The sequence below is a fragment of the Nocardioides bigeumensis genome (assembly GCF_039531755.1).
GTDB classification, from domain to species: domain Bacteria; phylum Actinomycetota; class Actinomycetes; order Propionibacteriales; family Nocardioidaceae; genus Nocardioides; species Nocardioides bigeumensis.
The window spans coordinates 651923-678032 of sequence record NZ_BAAAQQ010000002.1 but is presented as its reverse complement, the minus strand read 5'-3'; the positions used below and the strand labels follow the sequence as shown (position 1 = coordinate 678032).

Here is a 26110-nt window from a genome sequence, read left to right as displayed (position 1 = left end):
ATGGATACTGCCGTGTGCCCACCAGTCCCCCGCGTCACGTGCGTGTCCCGGCCGGGATCGACCCGGGTCGAGCACTGCTCTGGGGGGTCGGGATGCTGGTCCTCGCGCACGCGGCCTTCCGGGCCTGGGCGTTGTACGGCGGCTGGTTCTACCTCGACGACTTCAACCTCCTCCGCGAGGCGCTCGCCGAGCCGCTCACGCTCCACTCGCTGCTGGAGCCCTACAACGGCCACCTGATGCCCGGGGGGCGCCTGCTCGCGGAGGTCGTCCTCGCCAGCGGCGGCTTGGACTGGACCGTCGCCGCCTCCCTTGTCCTGGCCCTCCAGATCGCGGCGAGCGCGGCGTGCTGGTGGATGCTCTCGAGCCTGTTCGGGCGCAGCCTGGGCTCGGTGACGCTGCTGCTGGTCTACCTCACCAGCGCGCTGGTCGTCCCCGCGCTGCACTGGTGGACCGCGGCCGTCAACGCCGTCCCGCTCCAGCTCGCCATGTTCCTCGCCGTCGGCGCCGGCGCCCGCTACCTGCGCGAGGGCCGGCTCCGCTGGCTGCTCGTCACCGTGCTGGCGGTCATGGTCGGGCTCTTCTTCTGGGAGAAGGCGGTGCTGGTCCTGCCGCTCCTCGGCGCGCTCGCGTTCGGCTGGTACGCCGAGGGAGGTCCGCTGGCGCGACTGCGGACGCTGCTGCGCACCCGGTGGCCCGCAGTCGTCCTTGGCGCGCTCCTGGGAGCGGGGTACGCCGCGGCGTACCTCTCGCTGGCGGAGCAGGTCGGGGGGCAGGCCGCCGAGGAGAGCAACGTCGGACTCGTCCAGAACGCCGTCGGGACCACCTTCGGCACGGGCGTGGTCGGCGGACCGTGGCGCTGGGCGGACTTCCCGGAGCCCGCCGTCGGCGTGGACCCTCCGCTCTGGGCGACCCAGTCCGCATGGGTGCTCATCGCGGCGGTCGTCGCCTACTCGTTCCTGCGCCGTGAGCGCACGCTGCGCGCCTGGATCATGCTGGGCGGCTACCTCGCCGTCGTCGTCGGTCTCACTGTCTGGGGGCGCGGTGGTGCGTTCGGGGAACTCCTCGGGCTGCAGCCGAGGTACCTCTCTGACGTCCTTCCCGTCGCCGTCATCTGCGCGGGGCTGGCCTACCTGCCGTTGCAGGGAGCGGCTGGTTCGAGCCGTCCGAGGGAGGAGCCGCTGCTCACGCGAGCAGCGCCCCGGTCGCTGGTCGTCGGCTTGGTGCTGCTCGTCGCGGTGGGCGGGGTCGTGTCCTCGGCCCGGTTCGCCCGGATCTGGCACACGACCAACCCCACCGAGCCCTACGTCTCCAACCTGCGTCAGGACCTCGCGGCCTACGGCTCGGTGGACCTGGCCGACACCGCCGTCGCCGAGGGCGTCGTGCCCGCGCTCTTCGCGCCTGCCAACCAGCTCTCCACCTACGCGGACTTGTGGGGGGACGGCCGGATGCGTTTCCCCGAGGCGACCGGCCAGCTCGCCACTCTCGCCCCCGACGGCGGGATCCGCCGGGCCGCGATCGAGCTCGGCGTCCGGTCCGAGCGCGGGCCTGCCCGACGCTGCGGGTGGACCGTCACCGAGCGCGGCCGCTACATCCCCCTCGTCGGGGAGGCGTTCGAGTGGACCTGGTGGGTGCGGGTCGGCTACCTGGCGAGCAAGGCGTCACCGGTGACCGTGGTGGCGGGCGACTCGGAAGTGACCACCGAGGTGCAGCGCGGCCTGCACGAGCTGTTCGTCCAGGTCGAAGGCGCCTTCGACAAGGTCCACATCCTTGGGCTCGAGGACGGTGCGACGATGTGTGTCGACATCGTGGAGGTCGGACAGGTCGTGCCCGGAGGAGCCTGGGAGTGAGCACTGAAGCCGAGCAGGTCCCCGGCGCCGAGCCCGCCGTGCAGCTGGCCCCGCTCTTCCCGGTGCTCGACACCCTCCGTGCCGTCGGTGCGCTGGCCGTGCTCACCACGCACACGGCCTTCCAGTCAGGCGACTACCTCGGGCACGGTTACCTCGGCACGCTGCTGTCGCGCCTCGACATCGGTGTGGCGATCTTCTTCGTGCTGTCGGGGTTCCTGCTCTCGCGGTCCTACCTCGCCCGCGCCGCGCTGCGCCGCCCTCCGCAGCCGGTGGGGCGCTACGCCCTGAAGCGGCTGCTGCGCATCTATCCGGTGTACGCCGTGACGGTGGTGCTCGCACTGCTCCTCATCCCCGAGAACGACGGCGCCTCGGCCGGAGACTGGCTGCGCAGCCTGTTGCTGCTCGACACCTACGCCTCGGCGCGGCTCCCCCAAGGCCTCACGCAGATGTGGAGCCTCGGCGTCGAGGTGGCCTTCTACGCCCTGCTGCCCTTGTTGATGCTGGTCGCGGTCGGAAGAGGGGGCCCGTTGCGCCCGCTGCGCGTGGTCGGCCTGCTGATGCTCCTGACCGCAGTCAGTGCGGCCTGGGTCCTCGACATCGGGCACCGGATGGACGAGCTCGTGGCCGGCGCCCCGCTCACCTGGCTGCCGGCCTTCCTCACCTGGTTCTCCGTCGGCATCGGCTTCGCGCTCGCCCACGTGGTCCTGCAGCAGCGCCCCGGCCCACCGCGTGCGGCCCTCGCACTGCGCGACCTCGGCCGGATGCCGGGAGCCTGCTGGGCGATGGCTCTCGGCCTGCTCCTGGTCGCCGCCACGCCGGTGGCGGGGCCGGCCCTGCTGTTCGTGTCGACGCCGTCGGAAGCCCTGACCAAGAATCTGTTGTACGCCTTCGTGGCGGGCCTGCTCGTGCTGCCGGGCGTGTTCGCCGGCCCCGGCGCCTTCTCGCAGGTGCTCTCGTGGCCGCCGCTGCGGCACCTCGGTCACATCTCTTACAGCATCTTCTGCCTGCACCTCCCGGTGCTGCACCTCGTCATGGGACTCACCGGCTACCCGCTCTTCGGCGGGCACGGCTTCACCATCTGGCTGCTGACCGTCCTCGGCTCGCTCGTCGCAGCCGAGCTGGCCTACCGGCTGGTGGAGCGCCCGGCCATGCGCTTCGCCCACCGGCGTGAGCCACCCGGGCGGGCGCCGGCGCTCGAGGACGCCCCGATGACGCACGCGACCACCGCGACGACGAGGTAGTGCGGCCAGTCCAGGGCGCCTGCCCACCCGTCTCCGGAGCCCCACGGCCTGGCGGCGTACGCGGCCACGGCCGGCACCAGCGTCGAGGCGAGCACCCAGGGCGCGACCTCCGGCGCCCACCGTGCAGCCACCGCCGATGCGACACCCGCGCCGACGGCGACCAGCGCCCCTGTCGTGCCCACCACGAGTCCGCCGACGCCGCCGGCCAGCACGACGGCCACCGGCCACCGCAGTCGAGCGGACGAGAGCACCGGATGCGGGGCCCAGCGTCGCCGTGGTCGGGCAACGACGAGCAGGACGAGCAGGCCGAAGGTGACGGCCCCGACTCCGAGACCGGCTCGGTAGAGGTCGTCCGGCCCGAAGGTCGCGCGCACGGCCGTGCTGCTGCCGTCCAGCCGCCAACCTTGCTGCCACCCGTCGACCACCACCGGCTCCAGCAGACGGTCCTGCCTGGCCTCCCAGCCGGTGTTGGCGTTCTCGGCGACCCAGACGACCGCGTCGCCGCTGCCGGCCCCGCCCTCGGGAATCAGCGTGCGGCTCACCGGATCGCCGAGATCGGCCCCGCCCGCGATCACGTGCCCGTCCGGGAGCCGTGAGCCGCGGGCGCTGAGCACCAGCGCGACCGGGGCGAACTGGGCCGAGGCCCTGACGTCGACGAGGTTCTCCCGGGGCCCGAGGACCAGCCCCGAGAACGAGCACACGCGAGCCGGGAGCGTCGCGCCGGCGTACAGGTCGGCCATGCTCGCGGTCACGGCCGTGGACACGCTGCGACCGCCGGCCTGGATCGTGGGCCCGGACCCGCACGGCAGCTCTCTGCGCTCCGGGTCGATCTGGATCGGGAAGGCCGGCACTCCGATCACGCGCAGCTCGCCGATGCCGACCGGGAGAAAGCTCGCCACCGAGTCGAAGTCCAGGCTCGTGGCCGGTTCGGCCTCCTTGACGACCACGGTCAGCTGGTCGGTGACGACCGGTGTCGGCAGTCGCACCCGCCCGTCGTCGACCTCGACGCGCACGCTGCCCTCGGGCCAGCGCACCCGCACGGTCCGCGGCAGCCGCGCCGGGCTGTCCTCGGCGACCTGCATCGTCAACCCGGACACGCGCCGTTGGCCGACCCAGCGCAGGGACAGCGTCGGTCTGAGGTCGGAGTCCGCAGCCGTCCAGGTGGTGCCGAGGTCCCCGTCGACAGCAGCCAGCGCCGAGGCCCGCGGGTCTGGCGGGCCCGTGCTGGAGGCGGTCGCGCCGGCCAGCCGATCGCGCTGGATGAGCTCGTCGAGGGCGACCCCCGGGCGTGGTCGGACCGTCAGCTCCGGGTCGTACGCCGCGGTGCCCGGCAGCGTGACCGCCCGGCGGAATCCTGCCGGCTCCTCGGAGGCGACCGCGCGGCCGGCCGCGCAGCGGACCGCCGCGTCGACGTCGACACATCCGGTGCGCGCGTCGGTCAGTGCCCGCAGCACGATCGTCCCGGGCACCGGGGAGCCGGCTGGGAGCTGCGGCAGAACCAGCGTGCGTCGCACCGACACGCCGGGGACGTCGACCTCCGCCAGTGCCAGGCTCGAGACCGCCGCGCCGGACCCGTCCTCCACCTGGAGCCAGCCGACATCACCGCCGAGGTCGGCTTCCAGGCTGAAAGTGCGGCTCGACCCCGGCTCCAGGGTGGCCGTGTCGCTGACCCCGTGCACGGTGCGCAGGCGGACGTTCTCCCTCGACTCAGGCCCGGCCGTGACGGTCACCTGGTCGAGGTCCACCGGCTCGTCGAAGGTCAGCCGCCACCACGCCGGCTCGCTCACCCGGTTGGACCACCAGGCCGTGGCGGGATCGTCGTCCACGGCGGCGTACGGAAGCCGTCCCGGCTGCACGCTCGGCAGGGCATTGGCGTCGGACATCGAGGACGACGCCTCCACCGCGGCTGCTCCTTCGTGCCGCGCCTTCGTGGTCCAGCGCGCGCTGCCGGGGTCGAGGTAGTCGGCCCAGCGGTTGGGCATCCGTCGAGGATCTTCGGGAGCGAGTGTCGACGAGGTGCCGTCGTGGACCCGCCCGAAGTGCCGCTCCACGTCGCGCAGGCCGTCGGTGAGGACGACCTCACGGTTCGGGTCCCACGTCCCGGCATCGACGGCCAGCTCCGTCGGCTGGTCGTCGAGGACCCCCAGATCGACCAGGTCGGGGAGGTCCTCGGGGCCACCCACGACGACAGGCGGCTCGCCGGCCACGCGGACCGCCGGCGTCGACGCATCGAGGGCGTAGACCTCGACCGCCGGGTAGTCGTCCTGCCAGCCGTCGTTGACCACGATCCGACCGAAGTCCTCATCGGGCTCGAGGGACGCGCCGCCGCCCACGTCGGGGCCGAACGTGGCCACCCTCGCCAGGCCGGGGGTCTGGGCGATCGCCTGGTGGACGAGCACGGGGTCCGGGACGTCGATGGAGCGTTGGAGGTCGTTGCGCAGGACGAGGTGCGTGACCCCGGCGCGGCGCAACGCGCCCGTCAGGCCGCGGCTGCCCCGTCCCTCCGCCCAGCGGGTCTCCAGCGCGTCCAGGGTGCGGATGTTGCCCGGTGGCGTCAGGGGGACGGCGTTGCGCACCGCCCACCGGCCGGCGTAAAGGAACTGCAAGGGCTCGTCACGAGGCGCTCCCCAGACGTACTGGGCGAACGACGAGCCGGGCACGAGCAGTGCGGTCGCGTCCTCGCGCTCGAGCCAGGCGGCAGTCTCGCGCCAGTAGCCGGGCACGGTCTGCACCGCACCGGCCGGGGGGATCCGGGCGTTGACCGCGGGGAGAGCCGCACCGAGGACGGCGACCACCGCCGCGCCCACCAGCACGAGGGCGTTGCTCCGGGTGCTCAGCGAGGGCATGGCGCCGTCCTCCCCTCGCGCTGCCCGGTCGCGCAGGAGGTGCTCGACGGTCCAGGCGAGCCCCAGGGCGAGCGGCAGCCGCACCACCGGGTCGAACTTGTGCACGTTGCGCAGCGGCGAGAGCACCCCGTCCAGCAAGGACCTCAGGTCCCCGCTGCCCCACCCCGCGGTGCTGCCGACGTGACCCATGCCCACGAGGACCAGGCCGAGGCCGACGCCGAGGGCCAGGAAGGCCCTCTCACGGGTCCGGGCGGCCATCAGCCCGGCGAGGCCGAGCAGCAGCAGCACCCCGCTGTTCACGACGAGCACAGACTGGCGCAGCAGGTCGTTGCCGGCCCGCTGCGTCCCGTCGACGTACGCCGTCCAGTTGGACGTGCCGCGCAGCACGTCGAAGGGCGTGGTCGGAAAGGTGGTGTTGGTCGAGGACTCGATGAAGTCGAGGAAGGGCGGGCTGTAGCCGCCCATGACGAAGAGCGGCACCAGCCACCACAGGGTCCCGAGCAGGGTGAGGACCGGCCACCAGAAGAGGAGCCGTCTGCGTCGTGGCCCGCCGCGGCGGGTCAGCAACCAGAGGGCGCCCAGAGGGATCACGGCGAACGTCGCCGCCGCGTTCACCCCTCCCACCATGGCGATCGCCAGGGCCGACAACCCCGCCGCCCGGCGCGGCGAGCCGCGTTCGGAGCCGAGGACGAGAGGCAGCAGCACCCAAGGCGCGAGTGCACTGGGCCAGGCCTCGATCGAGATCGGCCCGAGGGTGCTCAGCATCCGCGGTGACAAGGCGTACGCCGCCCCGGCCACGAGACAGGCGAGGTCCGAGCGCACCCCCAGTGCCCGCGCCAGCAGCGCCGTGCCCACGAAGGCGACCGACAGCACGGTGGCCAGCCAGAGCCGCTGCACGACCCAGCCCTGCGCGTCCAGCAGGTCGCCGATCCAGAAGAACGGCCCCATCGGCCACAGGTAGCCGTAGGCCTGGTTCTGGAGCTGCCCCAGGGCGCCTTGCGGGTCCCAGAGATGGAGAGCCCTCGCCAGGAACGCGCCCGGGTCGACCGCCAGGTCGAACTTCGTGTCGGCCACCATGCTGCCGGGGTCCTGCACGAAGGCGAGTCCGCCGAGGAGCAGGCACCCTGCCGCCAACCGGACCCGGAACCGTGTCCGTGCCCCCTCGATCGGACCTTCCGCCGGACCGCTCGGGTCACTCATCGCTTGCGCAGCACGACGACGAGGTTCCAGGTGACCAGCTCGCGCAGGACCGGCACCCTCAGCAGCCACCAGGACCAGCTTGGGTTGTAGCGCGGGAAGAGCTCCACGACCTCGGCCGAGTCCTGGCGCTCCGCCCATGCGAGGCCGTCGCGGACGGTCACGGCGAACAGCGACTCGCCGTACTTGTTCTTGGGCTCGTGCCCGTGCTTCGCGGCGTACCGGCGACGGGCCCGGCGACCTCCGAGGAAGTGCCAGGGCGAGGTCTCGTGGCCGCCCCAGGGGCCGTACCAGGTGGTGTAGCTGAGCAGCACCGTCCCGCCGGGACGGGTGACTCGGAGCATCTCGTCAGCCATCGCCCAGGGCGCCGCGACGTGCTCCAGCACGTTGGAGGAGTAGGTGACGTCCAGCGAGGAGTCGGCGAACGGCAGCGCGGTGCCGCTCCCGATGACGGTGCGCCCACCCAGGTGGCCGGAGGGATGTCCTGGCGGGACGCCGCGCCCCAGGCCGGCGAGCTCGCCGGCGTCGGCGTCGAGGGCGAGGTAGATCGCCCCCAGAGCCTCGAACGCGTCACGGAAGTAGCCCGGCCCGCCGCCGACATCGAGCATCAGGCGGCCGTCCAGGTCGACGTACGACGCCAGCTGGGCGGCGGAGTCGCGCGCGATCGCCGAGTAGAACCGGTCCGGGTCCGGCTGCTCGTAGCGGAACTCGCGCAGGAGCCGCACCGACCGCATCAGGTCGGGTCGCCACCGGGTCAGCTGAGGAGACCGGTCCTGCGCGAGCACGGGCAGACCCTAACCGACCTCCTGAGCGCTCCTTCCCGCAACTGACTGGCGAGTAATGTGCCGCTGCGTGACCGACGTGCCCGACAGTCCTGCGGGCGACCTCGCGGGCAAGCACGTCGCCTTCCTGAGCTGGCGCGACACCCACAACCCTGAGGGCGGCGGCGCCGAGCGCTACCTGGAGAAGATGGCCGAGGGCCTGGTCGCCCGCGGCTGCTCCGTCACGGTCTTCTGCGCGGCACACGCGGCTGCGCCGCCCGACGAGGTCATCGACGGGGTCCGCTTCGTCCGGCGGGGCTCGAAGGTCAGCGTCTACGCCCGGGGCATGCAGGCGCTGCGGCGCGGCGACCTCGGCGACGATCGGGGCGACGTCGACGTGGTCGTGGACGTGCAGAACGGGCTGCCCTTCTTCACCCGGCTGGTGACCCGCCGACCGGTCGTCGTCCTGGTGCACCACGTGCACCGCGAGCAGTGGCCGATCGTCTACCCCGGCCTCACCGGCCGGGTGGGCTGGTGGATCGAGCGCCGGCTCGCGCCGCTGCTCTACCGCCGCTGCCAGTACGTCGCGGTCTCCCAGGCGACCCGCTCGGAGCTCCAGGGACTTGGGGTGCGCGGCCCTCGCATCGCCGTGGTGCACAACGGCACCGACCCGGTGCTGCCTGTGCTCCCCGGAAAGTCGGCGGACCCGATGCTGGCGGTCGTGGGGCGGCTGGTCCCGCACAAGCAGGTCGAGCACGCCATCGACGTCGCGCTCGCCCTGCGTCAACGGCATCCAGGGTTGCGGCTGCACGTCGTCGGCAGCGGCTGGTGGGAGGGACACCTGCACGAGTACGCCGCGCAGCGCGGCGCCGGAGACGCAGTGGTGTTCGAGGGGCACGTCAGCGAGGAACGCAAGCACGAGGTCTACGAGCAGGCCTGGGCACTGCTGCTGCCCTCGCTCAAGGAGGGCTGGGGGCTGGTGATCGGGGAGGCAGGCATGCACGCGACGCCGACCGTGGCCTATCGCGCCGCGGGCGGGACGCGGGAGTCGGTGGCCGACGGTCGCTCAGGGATCCTGGTCGACACGCGCGCCGAGCTGGTCGAGGCGGTCGGATCGCTCCTCGACGACCCCGGTCTGCGGACCCGGCTGGCCACCGGTGCTCAGGAGATGAGCCACCAGTTCACCTGGGAGCACGCCCAGGAGTCGTTCGGGCTGGTCGTCGCGGCAGCGCTGTCGGGCCGCCGGCTGGACGCACAGGACCCGGAGTAGCACCGCCCGGCGGTCGAGGAGGTCGTGGCAACGACCGTCACGAGACCCGAGAGTGGCTAGTTGGACGCGGTGCCGTAGTCGACGACGATCTCGGAGCTCACGTCGGCAGGAGACTGCTCGGCGGGCCCGGTCTGAGAGCTGATGACGCCAAGGGTGGTCGCGGTCGCCACGGCACCACCGACCACGATGCTGCCCAGCACGCCCAGAAACCCGCCCACGTCTTTCCTCCCTCAGAAACCCTGGCAAACCGTAGCACTCACTGTTACCGGGCAGAAACTTCCTGCGCACCCCGTCTGACCCGGCGCACGGCGACGGACGGCCCGAGCGCGAGCACGCCGGCGAAGGCGAGCCAAGCCAGGACCATGGCGGCGATCCACGACCCCGGCGCGGGCGGCGGTGCGGGCGGCGGCGCGGACGCCGACTCGATCCGGACGAGCCGCAGCCCGGTCGCATCCACCAAGGCGCGGCCCGCGACGTCAGGCCCACCGGGTGCCGTCGTCGCCACCCAGCCGATCCCCAGCCCGGCGAGCGCCTCTGCGCGTGCTTCCGGGGAGCCTGCGGCCAGGGCCGCGGCGGCCTCGACGACCCTGGGGTCCTCACCTGCCACCACTCGCCCCGACACGACCAGCTCGTCGCTGGCCACGTAGTCGCGCGGCAGGTACCGGCCGGCAGGGTCGAGCATCTTGGTCCCGCCCGCCCAGGCTGGTTGGCGGTAGGCCGACAGGGGCAGGAGCAGCACGTCGCCCGGGGCTCCGTCGCCCACCAGGGCTGCGCGGGCTTCGGCGTACGCCGCCGGGTAGTCGCGGGCCTCGACGCGACCGCCGACGCCGAGCGCCGCGTCGGGCATCAGCGTGACCGGCAGGACCGCGAGCACGAGGGCGGCCGTGACGCGGGGAACGGGCGCGTCCGCCAGCATCCGGAACAGGGCCGCGGCGCCGTGTCCCGCCAGTGTCAGGGTCAACGGCGCGCAGAGGACGAGCCAGCGAGCCCCGTCGCGCAGCAGGCCGCCCCCGGGCAGTGTCTCGGCGAGCGTCCCGACGGCGTCCGGGAACGCCCAGGTCAGCACCGCCAGCCCGTAGCCCAGGACCCAGCAGCCCGCCAGGGCGGTCCGCTCGCGACGCTCGGCGTGGCGCCACCAGGTGCGGGCCCCGAACCCGGCCAGGAGCACCACCATGGCGACGAACGCCCAGCCGAGCACACCCTCCTGGGAGGACGGCACGACCTCGTCGTTCCAGATGCCTCCCAGCGCCAGCGCTGCGACGGGTCCGGGCAGCGACCCCGGGTCCCCCAGTGCGAAGACCGCCGCCCCGGCGGCATCGGACCGCGCCGCGGGGGCGTGCAGGAGCCCGGACACCAGCCACGGCGCGTTGGCGGCCGCGACCAGCGCCACCGCCACGGCGCTCCGGCGCACCGATCCGCGTGAGGCGACCAGGGCGAGGAGCAGGAGGCCGGTCACGATGCCGGCCCCCGCACTGAGGCTGCCGACGACCAGCAGGAGAGGCAGCACCGCGGGCAGTCGGCCGTTTGCCCGCCAGGCGCGCGACGCGAGGACCACCCACGGCAGCACGGCGTACCCCAGCAGCACCGGCCAGTGCCCGATGAGCAACCGTTCGACGACGAAGGGGTTCCAGACCGCCAGCGTGGCCACGACCGTCTGCGCCGCCAGCCATCCCTCCGGCAGCAGCCGGGCAGCACCGCTCCCCGAGGCGACCAGGGCTCCCAACAGCGCCGCCTTCTGCAGCAGCATCCCTGGGAGGACGAGGTCCAGCGCAGCGACGACCGCATCGGAGGGGACGGCGCGCGGCAGCCCGGTGCCGAGGCCGAAGAAGTCGGGGCGCAGCGCCAGGTCGGGGACCCACACCATGTCGTTGCGGACGACGTAGCCGAGACCGAGACCCGGACCGAGGAGCAGCGCCGCGAGCGCCGTCGACCAGAGCAGCGGCCACCAGCGAGCCAGCCTCGGTCGACCCAGCACGCGGCCACCGTAGTGCGTTCGGGGCAATGTCCTCCGCGCCGCAGGCCAGCATCTACTCTGGGGGGATGTCCTCCCTTGCCGCTGGATCGCGTCTGCGCGCCTTCGCGCAGAGCGGCACCGGCATCGCGGTGGCCATGGCAGTCACCAACGTCGCGAGCTATGCCTACACGATGGTGGCGGCGCGCGTGCTGGGTCCCCGTGAGTACGGCGCCTTCGCCGGCCTGATGGCGACCCTGCTCGTCTTCGGAGTGCTCCAGCTCGGCCTCCAGGCCACCGCGGCCCGCCGGATCTCCGCCGAACCCGAGCACGTGGGGCAGATCGAGAAGTCGATCATGAAGGTCAGCTATCGCGCGTCGTTCGCCCTGGGTGGCTTGCTGCTGCTCGCCGCTCCCGTCATCAATGCGGTGCTGCGCCTGGACAACCTGCTCGCTGCGGCCTTGGTGGGCATCGCGGTCGTGCCGACGTCGATCATGGGTGCGCAGGCCGGCATCCTCCAGGGCGAGCGTCGCTGGCTCCCGCTCGGAGCCGTCTACCTCGGGGTCGGCATCCCCCGCCTCGCGATCGGCACGATGCTGATCGTGTGGCGCCCCTCGGTGGAGCTCGCCATGCTCGGCGTCACCATCGCGCTGCTCGTGCCGGTGGCCATCGGCGCGGTCGCCCTGCGTCACAAGCGGGTCGCCGGGTTCCACCAGGACCACCGCGGCCGTGCGGTGCTGCGGGAGACCGTGCAGAACTCCCAGGCCCTGCTGGCTCTCTTCGCGATCTCCAACATCGACGTGGTGATCGCCCGCAACGTGCTCGACGAGCACGACGCCGGCCTCTACGCCGCCGGCCTGATCATGGTCAAGGCGGTGCTCTTCCTCCCGCAGTTCGTGGTCGTCGTCGCGTTCCCGTCGATGTCGTCGCCCGGTGAGCGGCGCCGCGCGCTGGTGCGCAGCCTCGCCCTGGTGGCGGCCATCGGTGTGGTCGCGGTGCTCTCGTCGTGGCTGCTGCAGGATCTGGCGCTGAAGTTCGTCGGCGGCGACGAGTACGCCGAGATCGCCCGGACCCTGTGGCTGTTCGCCGCCCTCGGCACGCTGCTCGCGATGCTGCAGCTGCTGCTGTACTCCGTGCTGGCGCGGCGCGGCCAGCGTTCGGTGTACGCCGTCTGGCTGGCCCTGGTCGTCATGGTCGTCGGCGGCCTGACGACAGCCTCGCTGACGGGGCTGCTCACTGTCGTGATGGCAGTGGACGGCCTGCTCTTCAGCGCCCTCCTGGTCGCCACCTTCACCATCCTGCGCCGCACCGCGCCGGATCGGGAGCCGGTCGGCGCCGGCCGCTGATCCCGGCGACCCGACGGTCACCAGTCCGAAGCGGGCGAAGGCGTCGGGTCAGTGAGCGGCGTCGTGCCAGCTGCGCCCGGTGCCGACGGAGACGTCCAGCGGGACGGTCAGCTGGGCAGCCGCCCCCATCTGCTCCCGCACGACCGCCTCGAGCGCGTCCCGCTCACCGGGTGCCACCTCGAACACGAGCTCGTCGTGCACCTGCAGCAGCATCCGGGAGCGCAGGCCCGCCTCGTCGATCGCCCGTTCGACACCGAGCATCGCCACCTTGATCAGGTCGGCGGCAGACCCCTGGATCGGTGCGTTGAGCGCCATCCGCTCGGCCATCTCGCGACGCTGGCGGTTGTCGCTGGTCAGGTCGGGGAGGTAGCGCCGGCGACCGAGCAACGTCTCGGTGAAGCCGGTGCGCCTGGCCTCGTCGACGATGCCGCCGAGGTAGTCACGCACCCCGCCGAACGTCTCGAAGTAGTCGTCCATCAGCAGCCGGGCCTCCGAGGGCTCGATCTTGAGCTGCTGGCCGAGTCCGAAGGCGGACAGGCCGTAGGCGAGGCCGTAGTTCATCGCCTTGATCTTGGCCCGCTCCTCGACGCCGACCGCGTCCGCGTCGACCGCGAACACCTTCGCAGCGGTGATCGAGTGGAAGTCTCTCCCGGACTTGAACGCCTCGATGAGGCCGGCGTCCTCGGACAGGTGCGCCATGATCCGCATCTCGATCTGGCTGTAGTCGGCCGTCATGAGGGACTCGAAACCCTCGCCCACCACGAAGCCCTCCCGGATCCGGCGCCCGGCAGAGGTGCGGATCGGGATGTTCTGCAGGTTGGGATCGGTGCTGGAGAGACGTCCGGTCGCCGCGATCAGCTGGTTGAACGTGGTGTGGATGCGGCCGTCGGACGCGACCGAGGCGAGCAGCCCCACCACCGTCTGCCGCAGCCGGATCACGTCGCGGTGGGTCAGCAGGTGCTGGAGGAAGGGGTGCTCGGTCTTGTCGTAGAGCGCCGCGAGTGCGTCCGCGTCGGTGGTGTAGCCGGTCTTGGTGCGCTTGGTCTTGGGCATGCCGAGCTCATCGAAGAGCACCACCTGGAGCTGCTTGGGCGAGCCGAGGTTGATCTCCCGGCCGATCACCTCGTAGGCATCGGCGGCCGCCCGGCGCACCCCTGCCTCGAACTCGGAGTCGAGGGCCTGGAGGTGGTCGAGGTCGACCGCGATGCCGGCCTGCTCCATCCGCGCCAGGCAGTGCACCAGGGGCAGCTCCACCTCGGCCAGGAGCCGGGTCCCCCCGTGCTCCTCGACGGCGACGTCCAGCGCCTCGGCGAGGTCGAGGACCGCACGCGCGTGCAGCATCGCCGTGTCCGCCACCTGCCGGACCTCGGCGTCATCCCCCTCGAGGATGGAGTCGAAGCTCAGCTGCTCGTCGGCACCGGGGGACGTCTCGACCTCCCCCTGCTTGAGCTCGCGCTTGAGGTAGCGCAGCGTCAGGTCGGCGAGGTCGAAGGTGCGCTGGTCCGGCCTGACGATGTAGGCGGCCAGCGCGGTGTCGCTCACCAGTCCGTCGAGCTGCCACCCCCGCGCGGCCAGCGCCAACAGCGGGCCCTTGGCGTCGTGCATCACCTTGGGCGCGGCCGGGTCGGCCAGCCAGGCGCCGAGCGCGGCGTCGTCGTCCGGCGAGATCATCGCGGTGTCCACCCACGCCGCGGAGCCGTCGGCAGCGGCCAGCGCGAGCGAGCGGGCCTCGCCGGTGCCGGCCCGCCACGTGCCCTGCACGGTCAGCCCCACGCGTACGCCGGCGTGCTCGGCCAGCCAGCCCGCGACGGCGCCCGGCTCCAGCATCACGCCGGACATCTCGAACCCCGACTCGTCGATGTCCTCCTCGTTGAGGGCCTGGACGGTGTCGAAGAGCCGCTCGCGCAGGACCCGGAACTCGAGCCCGTCGAAGAGCGTGTGCACCTCCTGTCGGTCCCACGGCTGCATCTCGAGGTCGGCTGGTGTGACGGGGAGGTCGAGGTCGGTCACCAGGGCGTTGAGGCGCCGGTTGCGGATGACGTCGCCGAGGTGCTCGCGCAGCGCCTCGCCCTTCTTGCCCGTGATCTCGTCTGCGTGGGTGATCACGCCGTCCAGCCCGTCGTACTGGTTGATCCAGCGAGCGGCGAAGCCCGGCCCCACGCCCGGCACGCCGGGCAGGTTGTCGGAGGTCTCCCCCACGATCGCCGCGAGCTCGGGGTAGCGCGCGGGGGGCACGCCGTACTTGTCCTCCACGGCCTTGGGAGTCATCCGCGCCAGCTCCGAGACGCCACGGCTGGGGTAGAGCACCGTCACCTTGTCGGTGACCAGCTGCAGCGAGTCACGGTCGCCGCTGAGGATGAGGACCTCGAGGTCGTCGCGCTCGGCCCGGGTGGCGAGCGTGGCGATGATGTCGTCGGCCTCGAAGCCTTCCTTGTCGAGGTAGGCGATGCGCAACGCGTCGAGCACCTCGCGGATCAGCGGCAGCTGGCTGCTGAACTCGTCGGGGGTCTTGTTGCGCTTGGCCTTGTATTCGGAGTACTCCGCCAGGCGGAACGTCTGACGTGACTTGTCGAAGGCGACCGCGATGTGCGTGGGCTGCTCGTCGCGCAGGACGTTGATCAGCATCGAGGTGAACCCGAACACGGCGTTGGTGTGCTGGCCGGTGGTGGTCGAGAAGTTCTCCACCGGGAGGGCGAAGAACGCCCGGTATGCCAACGAGTGGCCGTCGAGCAGGAGGAGCCGCGGAGTGGTCGCGGTCGCCGGGTCGGTCGTGATCGGAGGCACCCGGTCACCCTATTGCTCACCACCGACAGCAGAATCGTGGGCATGACCGACCCGAGCACCCCCTCACCCAGCATCCCCCCGAGCACCCCTCCGACCGTCCCCCCGAGCGTCAGGGACTACCTCGCTTCCCTCCCCGAGGGCATGGGTGCCCTCAACGAGCGGATGGGCATCGAGCTGGTCGAGATCGGTCCCGACCGGGTCGTGGCGACCATGCCGGTGGAGGGCAACACCCAGCCCTACGGTCTCCTGCACGGGGGCGCCTCCGTCGTCCTCGCCGAGACGCTCGGCTCCGTCGGCTCCGGGTTGCACGGCTACCCCGACCGGGTGCCGGTCGGCGTGGACATCAACGCCACCCACCACCGTGCCGCCCGCTCGGGGCTGCTGACCGGGGTCGCCACGGCCGTGCACCGCGGCCGCACGATGGCGACCTACGAGGTCGTGATCACCGACGAGAGCGATCGACGGATCTGCACCGCGCGCATCACCTGCGCGCTGCTGTCGGCGGCGCCGGCCTGACGACCGGCTCGCCCGCCCCGTCAGGGAGGGTCAGACCGACTCGGGAGCGCCGTTGCGGCTGCCGCGCAGGGACCGGCGGGCAGCGAGGACCTGTGAGAGCTGGCGGCTCGGGCGGACCCCGACCGCATGGCGGCTGCCGACCGAGAGCTTGGCCCTGATCACCGCGGTGGGGGCCAGCCTCAACGTGGCCATGGGACCCAGGGCGAGGCGGGCGAAGAAGCGGTTGGCGTCACGGGAGCCCGCGAGCGCGGCGGACGCGACGTGCGCGATGCCGTGGTCCTCGGCATAGGTGACGGCGGCGTCCATCAGCGCCCGGCCGACTCCCCGGCCCTGGAACCTCGGCGCCACGTGCGGGTGGATCGCCTGCACGACCGGCTCCAGGTTCACCGGCGTGATCGTGGTCGTGCGGAGGTAGACCGAACCGGCCACCTCGCCGTCGTACTCCGCGACGACGATGCGGCTGTCGTCGTTGGAGCGGCAGCCGTCGATGATCCGGAGGACGTCGCCGAGCAGCTCCTGCGGGTCGGCCTTGCGCATCACTGCACCCCAGAGCTCCACGAGCGCCTCGGCGTCGCTCTCCTCCGCCCTGCGCAGCGTCACCGGAGACCTCACGCGTCTGCCTCCTCACCTTCGGGACCAATAGGTCACGGATTCACACTGGGTCTGCGCTCCCGCCCGCTCCCCCCAGAGGCGACGTCGAGCAACGAGACTACGCTCATCAGTCCCACCTGTAACCCCCGGTGCACCAAATGGTGCACCGGAGCTCGCCGATCCGACCGGTATCCGGCGCAGCCCGCCCGAGGAGCCGACGTCGACATGGATCTCCCTGGCCTCGGCACCGCCGTCAACGTGCTCACCGTCCTCGTCGGCGCGGGTGCCGGCGTGCTGCTCGGTCACCGGATCCCCGACCGTGTCCGCGACCTCGTCATGGACGCGCTGGGCCTGGTCACGCTGTTGATCGGCGGCCTGTCCGCGGTCGCCGTGACCGACGCCGCCCTGTCGTCGTACGTCGGGAGCGGAGCCCCGATGCTGATCGTCCTGGCCGCGCTCGTGGTCGGCGGCATCATCGGCGCGACCTTGCGCCTGCAGGACCGGGTGGAGAGCCTCGGCGGCGCCCTCCAGCGCCGTCTCGACAGGGGCGCCGGTTCCGTCGAGAGGCACCGCTTCGTGGAGGGCTTCGTCGCCGCCTCGCTGGTCTTCTGCACCGGCCCGTTGACGGTGCTCGGCTCCCTCAACGACGGCCTCGGCAACGGTGCGGACCAGTTGTTCCTCAAGGCCACCCTGGACGGCTTCGCGGCCATCGCGTTCGCCGCCACCTTCGGCTGGGGCGTCGCCGCGAGCGCCGTCACCATCCTCGCTGTGCAGGGCTCGCTCACGCTGGCCGGCGTGCTGCTCGGCGACGTGCTGCCCGCCGCCCACCTGTCGGCCATCACGGCGGTCGGCGGCCTGATGCTGATCGGGGTGTCCCTGCGCCTGCTGCGCATCCGGGAGATCGCGGTCGCAGACCTGCTGCCGGGGCTCCTGGTGGCGCCCCTTCTGGTGCAGGTCGTCGGCATGGTGCGTTGACGTAACGGTTCGCTAACGACATGGTGCGGGGTGACTGTCCAGTCAGTACGTCGACTTAGGTTGAACCCGCTGACGTCCTGCCACGGGACTGACTCGGGTCATCGTGGTTGGATGCAGTCACTTTTGCGCCAAGCCCATAGAAAGGTTCACCCCGTGAATCGATCCCGAACCACCCCCTGGGTCAAGCTGCTGGCCGGCACCGCCGTCCTGACGCTGACCCTGGCTGCCTGTGGGTCCGAGGACCCCGAGCCCGAGGCCGACGACACCCCCACCGCGTCCGAGTCGACCGATGAAGAGTCCGAGGCTCCCGCCGAAGAGACCTTCACCAACGACAAGTGCACGGGCGATCAGTCGGCGGACAACGCCTTCCGTGTCGGCGGCATCCTGCCCCTGACCGGAAACCTGGCCTTCCTCGGCCCTCCCGAGATCGCGGGCGTCGGCCTTGCCGTCTCCGACATCAACGCCGCTGGGGGTGTGAACGGCTCTGACGCCTGCCACGACATCCAGGACTCCGGTGACTCCACCGACATGTCGGTCTCCACCGCTTCGGCGCAGGCGCTCATCGCGTCGAACCCGTCGGTGGTCATCGGTGCCGCGTCGTCCAGTGTCTCGCTGAACGTCGTCGACAACTTCGCCGACAACAAGGTCGTCGAGGTCTCCCCGGCCAACACGGCCGCGGACCTGTCCGGCTACTCGCCGTACTACTTCCGCACCGCCCCCGAGGACTCCGTCCAGGGTGGCGTGCTCGGTTCGCTGATCGCTCAGGACGGCTACACCAAGGTCGCCTTCCTGGTCTTCAACGACACCTACGGCACCGGTCTTCGCAACTTCACCCAAGCCGCCTTCGAGGGCGCCGGCGGTGAGTGCGTCTACGGCTGCAAGGGCGACAGCAACGAGTTCCCCGCCGGCCAGACCACCTTCTCCTCCGAGGTGACCGCCGCCCTCGCGTCGAACCCCGACGCGATCGTGGTCATCGCCTTCGACGAGACCAAGGCGATCGTTCCCGAGCTCGCCGCTCAGGGCTGGGACATGAGCAAGACCTACTACACCGACGGCAACCTCAACGACTACAGCGAGGACTTCGAGCCGGGCACCCTCGAGGGCGCCCAGGGCACCCTGCCGGGCGCCGACCCCGACCAGGCGTTCAAGGACCGAGTCAGTGGCTGGTCCGAGTTCGCCGAGGGTGAGCCCCTGACCGGTTACTCCTACGCCGCGGAGTCCTACGACGCGGTCATCCTCGCGGCTCTGGCTGCCATCAAGGGTGGTGACACCAAGTCGGAGACGATCCAGAAGAACTTCGCCGACGTCTCCGGTGCCACCGAGGGCACCGAGTGCAACAGCTTCGCCGACTGCGCCGCGCTGCTCGAAGAGGGTGAAGAGATCCGCTACGCCGGCCCGTCCGGCATCGGCCCGATCAACGACCTCAACGACCCGTCGTCGGCGTTCGTCGGGATCTACCAGTACGACGGCAACAACCAGAACTCGCTGACCTCGACCCTCGAGGCCGAGTCGGTCAACTGATCGACCTCAGCTAGTTCCTGACACACAGGAAGGCCCCGGTCCTCTGGTCCGGGGCCTTTCTGCTGCCCGTGAAGCTCCTGGAGCGCCGCACCGCGAGGGAGATTTCCGCGCAATTGCTGGGTTGTGGCCCCCGGCGCGGCGCACGAAAGGGCCATTCCCGCGCAATTGCGCGGAAATGGCCCTCCCGGATGTTCTGGTGCGTCAGGCCGAGTCGGTCTTGGCGGTGTCGACGTCCTCGGCGAGCGTGCCGAGGTAGAGCTGGATGACCTTCGGGTCCTTGGACAGCTCGCGGCCGGTGCCGGTGTAGGCGTCGCGACCTTGATCGAGGACGTAGCCGCGGTCGCAGATCTGCAGGCAACGGCGGGCGTTCTGCTCGACCATGACGACGCAGACCCCGGTCTTGTTGATCCGGCGGGTGCGTAGGAAAGTCTCGTCCTGGCGCACCGGGGAGAGACCGGCGGAGGGCTCGTCGAGCAGCAGCACCGACGGCTCCATCATCAGCGCCCGCGCCATTGCGAGCGACTGGCGCTCGCCACCCGAGAGGCCGCCAGCACGCTGGTTGCGCCGGTCGTGCAGGACGGGGAAGAGGTCCCACATCGCGGCGAGGCGCTCGTCGATCTTCTTGGGCCGCATGAACAGCCCCATGCGCAGGTTCTCCTCGATGGTCAGGGAGGGGAACACGTTGTTGGTCTGGGGCACGAACCCGACGCCCATCGCGACCAGCTGGTTGGCCTTGAGGTTGGTGATGTCGCGGCCGTTGAGCGTCACGTTGCCGGAGTGCACCTTCACCAGCCCGAACATCGCCTTGAGCAGCGTGCTCTTGCCGGCGCCGTTGGGCCCGATGATGCCGATCATCTCCCCGGGGTAGGCGACCAGGTTGCAGCCGTTGAGGATGTTGACGCCCGGGAGGTAGCCCGCGACGACATCGGTCACCTCGACCACGGCCTGCTGCGTGCTCGGGCGTTCGGCGACGGCCTGCTGCTCGGTCACTTCGGGTCCTTCCCGTCGGCGCGACGCGCCCCGCCCGGCTGGCCGGTGGGCGCATCGGTGTGGTGGTGCTCCGCGTGGTGGTCGGCGTCCAGCTCGTGGTGGTGGTCGGGGTGCGGGTGCGAGTGCGCCGCGATCTCCGCGTCGCGTGCCGCCTCCTCTGCCGCCACCTCGTCGGCGAGCTCTTCCATCTTCTCGTCGGTGAGCAGCTCGTCGTCACCGAGGTCGGTGTCGTGGTGGGCGCCGAGATAGGCGTCGACGACGGCCTGGTCGGCCATCACCTCGTCCGCTCGGCCCTCGGAGATGATCCGGCCCTCGGCCATCACCACGACCCAGTCGGAGATGTGCCGGACCATGTGCATGTCGTGCTCGACGAACAGCACGGTCATGCCTTCGTCGCGCAGGCTCTGGATGTGGCCGAGCAACGACTGGGTGAGCGCGGGGTTCACCCCCGCCATCGGCTCGTCGAGCATGATCATCTTCGGGTCGCTCATCAGCGCGCGCGCCATCTCGAGGAGCTTGCGCTGACCGCCCGAGAGGCTGCCGGCGAAGTCGTCCTTCTTCGCCAGGAGGGAGAAGCGCTGGAGCAGGTCCTTGGCCTTCGCCTCGACCTCGGCCTCCTGCTTCTTCCACGTGAACCAGAACGGGCCGTTGAGGAGCCGCTCGCCCTTCTGGTCGCGAGCACCCAGCATCATGTTGTCCATCACCGTCATGCGGTTGAGGGCCTTGGTGAGCTGGAAGGTGCGCACCATGCCCGCCAGCGCGACGCTGCTCGCAGAGGTCTTGTCGAGGGTGCGTCCGTCGAAGGACCAGTGCGCACCCTGGCGCGCCGAGCTGGGCCGGTCGAAGCCGGTGATCAGGTTGAAGAACGTCGTCTTGCCGGCACCGTTGGGGCCGATCAGCGCGGTGATGATGCCGCGCTGCACCTCCAGGTGGTCGACGTCGACCGCCGTGATGCCGCCGAAGTTCCGGACGATGTTGTCGACCTTGAGGATGGGGTCGGGCTTGCCGGAGCCGGGACGACGCTCGATGGGCTGGGTGAGCGCCTTGCGCGCGGCCGGGTCGGCCAGTGACCCTCTGGTCAGGGTCGGGTCGAGATCAGACATTGAAGCGCAGCTCCCTCTTGTCACCCAGGATGCCCTGCGGTCTGAAGATCACCAGCAGCATCAACGCCGTACCGATCACGATCCAGCTGAACTGCTGGCTCTGCTGGGTGTTCATCAGGCTGTCGGGGACGATCGAGTTGGATGCTCCCTGCACGAAGATGCGCAGCCCGAAGAACAGGATGGAGCCCAGGATCGGACCGAAGATGGTGGCCGCGCCCCCGAGCAGCAGCGCCGTCCACATGAAGAACGTCAACGAACGTCCCATGGCGTCGGGCTGCACCGCCGAGGGCAGGACGTAGATCATGCCGCCCAGCGCCGCCAGGGCGCCGCCGATGACCAGCGACTGCATCTTGATGGCGAAGACGTTCTTGCCGAGGCTGCGGATCGCGTCCTCGTCCTCACGGATGCCGCGCAGGAGGCGGCCCCACGGGCTGCGGACGAGGTAGAAGAACACGAGCGTGACCAGGGCGACCAGCACCCAGGCGACGAAGCGGACCCACCAGCCGTTCACACCGGTCGCCTGGTAGTTGAGGGCCAGACCGATGCTGTCGAGCCCGAGGAAGCGGAAGGGGTCCCACTCCACTCCGCCGCCCGGGAAGATCGACAGGCTGGTGAAGGGGTCGCGGTAGAGGCTGCCCGGCAGGCCCTGGGCCGCGCCCGTGAAGTCCTCCAGGTTGGCCAGCCGCCCGGTGTAGCGGAGGATCTCGGCGGCGGAGATGGTGACGATGGCGAGGTAGTCACCGCGCAGCTTCAGGGTCGGCATGCCGAGGATGAGCGCGAACACGATGGCGGCGGCCAGGCCGATCAGGATGGCCACCGGTAGGGGGATCCCCTTGGAGATCGAGATCGCGAAGCCGTAGGCGCCGAGCAGCATGAAGCCTGCCTGGCCCATGTTGAGCAGGCCGGTGAAACCGAAGTGCACGTTGAGGCCGATCACCGCGATGGCCACACCGGCTGTCTGCGGTGCGACGGCCTCGCGCATCATGCCGTTGATGATCAACGTCGGACTGCCACCGGTGAGCTCCACCAGGATCAGCAGCGCGACGAAGACGGCGAAGACGATCGCGGCAGCCCGCAGCACGGGTCGCTTGCTGGCGGCGTTCTCGTCGGCGAGCGACTCCGCGGCAGCCAGCGACTCGCCGGGCTCTGTCGAGTTCATGGTCATGTCAGTCCCCTCTCAGCCGACTCGCTCGGCCCGGCCGAGCAGGCCCTGGGGCCTGACCAGCAGCAGCAGGATCAAGAGCCCGAGCGCCACGGCGTACTTGAGGTCGCCAGGCGCTCCCAACGGACCGGCCAGCTCGACCACCAGGCCGATGATCAGTGACCCGAGCAGCGCACCGAAGGCGGTGCCCAGACCGCCGAGCGTGACCGCCGCGAAGAGCAGCAGCAGGATCTGCAGTCCGGTGTCCCACCGGATGCCGTTGCTGATCACCAGGGCGTAGAGCAGGCCGGCGAGACCGGCCATCGCGGCGGCGACGGTCCAGACGAGGCGGATCACCTTGTCGACGTCGATGCCCGAGGCCGAGGCCAGTGCCGGGTTGTCGGACACCGCGCGGGTGGCCCGCCCGATCCGGGTACGCAGCAGGGCGTAGCCGACGGCCGCGATCATCACGATGGCGATCAGCATCGACACCATCGAGCGGTACGACAGCGCGACCGGCCCGAACTGGGCGACGTCACCGGTCCCGAGCTCGACCTTCACGGTGCCGGCGCCGACGAAGTACTGGAAGACGTACTGCATGGCCAGGGAGAGTCCGATGGTCACGATCATCATCTGCGTGAGGCCGAGCCCACGCCGACGGAGCGGCTGCCACATGATCCGGTCCTGCAGCCAACCCACGAAGCCGCAGCAGACGACCACGGCGATGCCACCGACGACGAGCGGGAGCCCCATCAGCCTGATGAAGGCGTAGCCGAGCACGCCGCCGAGGGTGACCAGCTCGGCGTGCGCGAAGTTGGACAGCCCCGTCGTGCCGTAGATCAGCGACAACCCGAGCGAGGCCAGCGCGATCAGGAGCCCCAGGCGCAGGCCGTTGACCGCGCTCTGCATGAGCTGGTCGGCCTTGCTCGACTCGGCGCTGTAGTCGCCGGTGCGCAGCTCGAACAGGGCGCCGAACTGGCGGGTCCGCTCACCGATGGTGACGGTGAGCTTCTTCTCCGCGGACCCGACGACCGCGACGTTGTCGGGGAGGCTTTCCTTGTCGATGGTGACGGTGTAGTCGCCCGGCTCGGTGACGGCGAGGTTCCACTTGCCGTCCTCGCCAGAGGTCAGCGTCTCCTCACCCGACGGGCCGACGACCAGGATGTCGACGCCAGCGACCACCCCCGCCTCGGTGCGCAGCGTGCCGACGATGCACGACGTGGTCTCGTTGGCCAGGCACAGCTGGGTCGCCTGCGCGTTCGCAGGGGCCGCGAGGAACACCGAGAGCGAGGCGAGGACGAGTCCTATCAGGAGGCCTGCCACCCCCCGGACCAGTGGTCGGTCGATCGCTCGAGTGGTCACTCGTGTCCTCCCTCCGCGGAGCCGGACCGGTGATGGGTCCCACGCGCACGGGCAGTGTAGGGGTAGCCGGGCCGAACACTACTGGCCGAACACGGCAGCAGGTCGTCCAGACGTCGCGAACAGGTCAAGTTTTCTCCTCCGAACCGTCACCGGCAATGCCTGGCCCGTGCTCGACTACTCCGTCGGCGACCTGACGCATGCTGAGCCGTAGGTCCATGGCCGTCTTCTGGATCCACCGGAAAGCCTCGGGCTCGCTGAGTCCCAGCGTGCGCTGGAGCTCGCTCTTGGCGCGGTCCACCGCCTTCCTCGCAGCGAGCCGCTCGGTGAGGTCGTCGACCTCGCGCTCGAGGCCGGTGAGCTCGGCGTACCTGCTGACGGCCATCTCGATGGCGGGCACGAGGTCGTGCCTGCCGAACGGCTTGACGAGGTAGGCCATCGCGCCGGCCTCGCGCGCGCGCTCGACCAGGTCGCGCTGGGAGAACGCGGTCAGCATGACCACCGGCGCGAGTCGCGCGGCGGCGATGCGCTCGGCTGCGGCGATGCCGTCGAGGACCGGCATCTTGACGTCCAGGATGACGAGGTCCGGCCGCAGCGTCTCGGTCAGCGCGACGGCTTGCTCACCGTCACCCGCCTGGCCGACGACGTGGTAGCCCTCCTCGGCGAGCATCTCGGCGAGGTCCATGCGGATCAGCGCCTCGTCCTCGGCGATCACCACCCGGCGAACGGTCGGGTCGGCTGGACCCGGTCCCGTCGGCCCGGGTGGCTCGTCATTCACCCGGCAAGGCTATCCCGCACGGACCTCCGGGATCAGCGCCTCTCGGCCGCGCGCGACGCCCTGTTGCCAATCTCGGACACATGGCTCCCGAGCCCCTTGGCGGCGTACCGCTTGTCCAGGAAGTCTGCCACGTCTGCTGCCTCGACCAGGCGTCGGCTGGCCTCCGTCGAGGCAGCCCGCGCGTTGGTGATGCCGCGCTCGTGCGTGCGGCGTGCCCATCCGTCGACGAACCGCAACATCGGCCTTCCTCTCGCCTCGATATTTGTCGATCAATTTAATCTACATTGCCGTGGGGTCAAGGGTTCGGCTCACCCTCAGGTACGTTTCTCCTGCTCTCGCCGACGTGCTCAGCGACGTGAGCCCCGGTATCCCAACGGCAGAGGAAGCGGTCTCAAACACCGTCCAGTGTGGGTTCGAATCCCACCCGGGGCACCCAGCCCGTCAGGTCTCGCGGCGGTACGCCGGCGCGACCTCGTTGATCGCGTCGCCCATCCGGTGCACCCGCAGGGCGTTGGTCGAGCCCGGGATGCCCGGGGGCGAGCCGGCGATGATGACGACGAGCTCCCCCTCCTCCACGCGCTGGATCTCGAGGAGCTGCTCGTCGACCTGGCGCACCATCTCGTCGGTGTGGTTCACGAACGACGTCTTGAAGGTCTCGACACCCCACGTGAGGCTGAGCTGGCTGCGCACCTTGGCCTCCGGCGTGAAGGCCAGCACCGGGATCGGGCCGCGGTAGCGCGAGATCCGCTTGGCGGAGTCGCCGGATTGCGTGAAGGCGACGAGGTACGACGCCCCGACCGCCTCGGCGACCTCGGCGGCGGCCTTGGCGATCACTCCGCCCTGCGTGCGCGGCTGCCAGTCGATCGCCGCCATCTTGCGCAGCTCGTGGTCCTCGGTGGAGACGATGATCCGCGCCATCGTCTCGACGGCGATGATGGGGTACTCCCCCACGCTCGTCTCGCCGGAGAGCATCACCGCGTCGGCGCCGTCGAGCACGGCGTTCGCGACGTCGGAGGCCTCCGCGCGGGTCGGCGCCGGGTTGGTGATCATCGACTCGAGCATCTGCGTGGCCACGATCACCGGCTTGGCGTTGCGTCGCGCCTTGTCGATGACCCGCTTCTGCAGGAACGGCACGTCCTCGAGCGGGCACTCCACGCCCAGGTCACCACGGGCGACCATGAACGCGTCGAACGCCTTCACCACCTCGTCGAGGTTGTCGATGGCCTGCGGCTTCTCGATCTTGGCGATGACGGGCAGCAGCACGTCCTCCTCGCGCATCACCTTCCGGACGTCCTCGACGTCCGCCGCGCTGCGCACGAAGCTGAGCGCGATGTAGTCGACGCCGAGCCTGAGGGCCCAGCGGAGGTCGTCCACGTCCTTCTCCGACAACGCAGGCACCGAGACGGCGACGCCCGGCAGGTTGATGCCCTTGTGGTCGCTGACCTTTCCGGCCACCACCACCCGGGTGGTCACGTCGGTCTCGTTGACGCCGGTGACCTCGAGACGGACCTTGCCGTCGTCGATCAGGATCGGGTCGCCGACCTCGACGTCGCCGGGCAGACCCTTGTACGTCGTGCCGCACGCCTCGGCGTCTCCCGGCACGTCGCGCGTGGTGATCGTCCACTCCTGGTCCGGCTCGAGCTTGACCGGACCGTTCGCGAACGTCTCGAGGCGGATCTTCGGGCCCTGGAGGTCGGCGAAGATGCCGACGCCGTGACCGGTCGCGTCCGACGCCTCGCGCACGAGCTTGTAGGCCCGCTCGTGGTCGGCGTACGTGCCGTGGCTCATGTTGAGCCGGGCGACGTCCATGCCGGCATCGACGAGCTCCCGGATCTTCTCGGGGGTGTTCACCGCGGGGCCGAGGGTGCAGACGATCTTTGCTCTACGCACGTC

Annotated in this window: 20 protein-coding genes and 1 tRNA gene; 8 read left to right on the top strand and 13 right to left on the bottom strand. The window is 70.9% G+C overall.

Features of this window, described 5'->3' with window-relative positions:
- Window positions 1-14: 14 nt before the first annotated feature.
- Complete coding sequence (locus tag ABD295_RS04485; RefSeq protein ID WP_344302432.1) at window positions 15-1847, top strand: hypothetical protein; 1833 nt, start codon at window positions 15-17, stop codon at window positions 1845-1847.
- Entirely contained in the window at window positions 1844-3088 is a 1245-nt protein-coding gene (locus tag ABD295_RS04480) for an acyltransferase family protein (protein ID WP_344302431.1), read from the top strand. The genes ABD295_RS04485 and ABD295_RS04480 overlap by 4 nt, the downstream gene beginning before the upstream one ends.
- Here ABD295_RS04480 and ABD295_RS04475 read toward each other — a convergent pair.
- Together ABD295_RS04475 and ABD295_RS04470 are read right to left on the bottom strand one after the other, a co-directional pair.
- Complete coding sequence (locus ABD295_RS04475) at window positions 2971-7134, bottom strand: alpha-(1->3)-arabinofuranosyltransferase domain-containing protein (RefSeq protein ID WP_344302430.1); 4164 nt, start codon at window positions 7132-7134, stop codon at window positions 2971-2973. The genes ABD295_RS04480 and ABD295_RS04475 overlap by 118 nt on opposite strands.
- Window positions 7131-7916, bottom strand: a complete 786-nt coding sequence (locus ABD295_RS04470) for a class I SAM-dependent methyltransferase (protein WP_344302429.1) — start codon at window positions 7914-7916, stop codon at window positions 7131-7133. Before ABD295_RS04470 ends, ABD295_RS04475 begins: the two co-directional genes overlap by 4 nt.
- 67 nt (window positions 7917-7983) lie before the next feature.
- On the opposite strand from ABD295_RS04470, the gene ABD295_RS04465 reads away from it, so the two are divergent.
- On the top strand, window positions 7984-9162 hold the full coding sequence (locus ABD295_RS04465; RefSeq protein ID WP_344302428.1) for a glycosyltransferase family 4 protein: 1179 nt from the start codon (window positions 7984-7986) through the stop codon (window positions 9160-9162).
- Between the two features lie 56 nt (window positions 9163-9218).
- Here ABD295_RS04465 and ABD295_RS04460 read toward each other — a convergent pair whose 3' ends face one another.
- Entirely contained in the window at window positions 9219-9380 is a 162-nt protein-coding gene (locus ABD295_RS04460; protein WP_344302427.1) for a hypothetical protein, read from the bottom strand.
- A 44-nt stretch (window positions 9381-9424) separates the two neighbouring features.
- A complete protein-coding gene (locus ABD295_RS04455) occupies window positions 9425-11137 on the bottom strand; it encodes an MmpA family trehalose lipid delivery protein (RefSeq protein ID WP_344302426.1) in 1713 nt (570 codons plus the stop codon).
- Window positions 11138-11202: 65 nt separating this feature from the next.
- Here ABD295_RS04455 and ABD295_RS04450 point away from each other — a divergent pair, with 65 nt between their 5' ends.
- A complete protein-coding gene (locus ABD295_RS04450) occupies window positions 11203-12459 on the top strand; it encodes a lipopolysaccharide biosynthesis protein (RefSeq protein ID WP_344302425.1) in 1257 nt (418 codons plus the stop codon).
- A gap of 48 nt (window positions 12460-12507) precedes the next feature.
- Here the strand turns inward: ABD295_RS04450 and polA are convergent, their stop codons facing one another.
- Window positions 12508-15234, bottom strand: a complete 2727-nt coding sequence (polA, locus tag ABD295_RS04445; RefSeq protein WP_425573984.1) for a DNA polymerase I — start codon at window positions 15232-15234, stop codon at window positions 12508-12510.
- A gap of 51 nt (window positions 15235-15285) precedes the next feature.
- Between polA and ABD295_RS04440 the strand changes: the two genes are divergently transcribed.
- Entirely contained in the window at window positions 15286-15759 is a 474-nt protein-coding gene (locus ABD295_RS04440; RefSeq protein WP_344302423.1) for a PaaI family thioesterase, read from the top strand.
- Between the two features lie 30 nt (window positions 15760-15789).
- On the opposite strand, the gene ABD295_RS04435 is transcribed toward ABD295_RS04440, so the two are convergent.
- The gene (locus ABD295_RS04435) at window positions 15790-16371 is read right to left on the bottom strand and encodes a GNAT family N-acetyltransferase (RefSeq protein ID WP_344302422.1); all 582 of its coding nucleotides are present in this window, start codon (window positions 16369-16371) and stop codon (window positions 15790-15792) included.
- Window positions 16372-16575: 204 nt separating this feature from the next.
- Here ABD295_RS04435 and ABD295_RS04430 point away from each other — a divergent pair, with 204 nt between their 5' ends.
- Together ABD295_RS04430 and ABD295_RS04425 are read left to right on the top strand one after the other, a co-directional pair.
- Window positions 16576-17325 carry a DUF554 domain-containing protein gene (locus tag ABD295_RS04430; RefSeq protein WP_344302421.1) on the top strand — a complete coding sequence of 250 codons (750 nt, stop codon included), beginning with the start codon at window positions 16576-16578 and terminating at the stop codon, window positions 17323-17325.
- A 153-nt stretch (window positions 17326-17478) separates the two neighbouring features.
- Window positions 17479-18846, top strand: coding sequence for an ABC transporter substrate-binding protein (locus tag ABD295_RS04425; RefSeq protein ID WP_344302420.1), 1368 nt, complete (start codon window positions 17479-17481; stop codon window positions 18844-18846).
- A gap of 201 nt (window positions 18847-19047) precedes the next feature.
- Here the strand turns inward: ABD295_RS04425 and ABD295_RS04420 are convergent, their stop codons facing one another.
- The 6 genes from ABD295_RS04420 to ABD295_RS04395 all read right to left on the bottom strand — a co-directional run bounded on the left by ABD295_RS04420 (window position 19048) and on the right by ABD295_RS04395 (window position 24456).
- Window positions 19048-19836: an ABC transporter ATP-binding protein gene (locus ABD295_RS04420; protein ID WP_344302419.1), complete on the bottom strand. Its 789-nt coding sequence runs from the start codon at window positions 19834-19836 to the stop codon at window positions 19048-19050.
- Window positions 19833-20939, bottom strand: coding sequence for an ABC transporter ATP-binding protein (locus ABD295_RS04415; protein ID WP_344302418.1), 1107 nt, complete (start codon window positions 20937-20939; stop codon window positions 19833-19835). Before ABD295_RS04415 ends, ABD295_RS04420 begins: the two co-directional genes overlap by 4 nt.
- Entirely contained in the window at window positions 20932-22104 is a 1173-nt protein-coding gene (locus tag ABD295_RS04410) for a branched-chain amino acid ABC transporter permease (RefSeq protein ID WP_344302417.1), read from the bottom strand. Before ABD295_RS04410 ends, ABD295_RS04415 begins: the two co-directional genes overlap by 8 nt.
- Window positions 22105-22116: 12 nt before the next feature.
- Window positions 22117-23442, bottom strand: coding sequence for a branched-chain amino acid ABC transporter permease (locus tag ABD295_RS04405; RefSeq protein ID WP_344302416.1), 1326 nt, complete (start codon window positions 23440-23442; stop codon window positions 22117-22119).
- 124 nt (window positions 23443-23566) lie between these two features.
- Window positions 23567-24217, bottom strand: a complete 651-nt coding sequence (locus tag ABD295_RS04400) for an ANTAR domain-containing response regulator (protein ID WP_344302415.1) — start codon at window positions 24215-24217, stop codon at window positions 23567-23569.
- 32 nt (window positions 24218-24249) lie between these two features.
- Window positions 24250-24456 (bottom strand): hypothetical protein, encoded by a 207-nt coding sequence (locus ABD295_RS04395; protein ID WP_344302414.1) that lies wholly within the window; start codon window positions 24454-24456, stop codon window positions 24250-24252.
- A 120-nt stretch (window positions 24457-24576) separates the two neighbouring features.
- Here ABD295_RS04395 and ABD295_RS04390 point away from each other — a divergent pair.
- A tRNA-Leu gene (locus ABD295_RS04390) sits at window positions 24577-24649 on the top strand.
- Window positions 24650-24658: 9 nt separating this feature from the next.
- Here the strand turns inward: ABD295_RS04390 and pyk are convergent.
- A complete protein-coding gene (pyk, locus tag ABD295_RS04385) occupies window positions 24659-26107 on the bottom strand; it encodes a pyruvate kinase (protein ID WP_344302413.1) in 1449 nt (482 codons plus the stop codon).
- Window positions 26108-26110: the final 3 nt, after the last annotated feature.

Bases quoted from the DNA above. Each gene is read 5' to 3' on its own strand.
- ABD295_RS04475 (WP_344302430.1), bottom strand. From the start codon at position 7,134: ATGAGTGACCCGAGCGGTCCGGCGGAAGGTCCGATCGAGGGGGCACGG.
- ABD295_RS04415 (WP_344302418.1), bottom strand. From the start codon at position 20,939: ATGTCTGATCTCGACCCGACCCTGACCAGAGGGTCACTGGCCGACCCG.
- ABD295_RS04440 (WP_344302423.1), top strand. From the start codon at position 15,286: ATGACCGACCCGAGCACCCCCTCACCCAGCATCCCCCCGAGCACCCCT.
- ABD295_RS04450 (WP_344302425.1), top strand. From the start codon at position 11,203: ATGTCCTCCCTTGCCGCTGGATCGCGTCTGCGCGCCTTCGCGCAGAGC.
- ABD295_RS04410 (WP_344302417.1), bottom strand. From the start codon at position 22,104: ATGACCATGAACTCGACAGAGCCCGGCGAGTCGCTGGCTGCCGCGGAG.
- ABD295_RS04430 (WP_344302421.1), top strand. From the start codon at position 16,576: ATGGATCTCCCTGGCCTCGGCACCGCCGTCAACGTGCTCACCGTCCTC.
- ABD295_RS04395 (WP_344302414.1), bottom strand. From the start codon at position 24,456: ATGTTGCGGTTCGTCGACGGATGGGCACGCCGCACGCACGAGCGCGGC.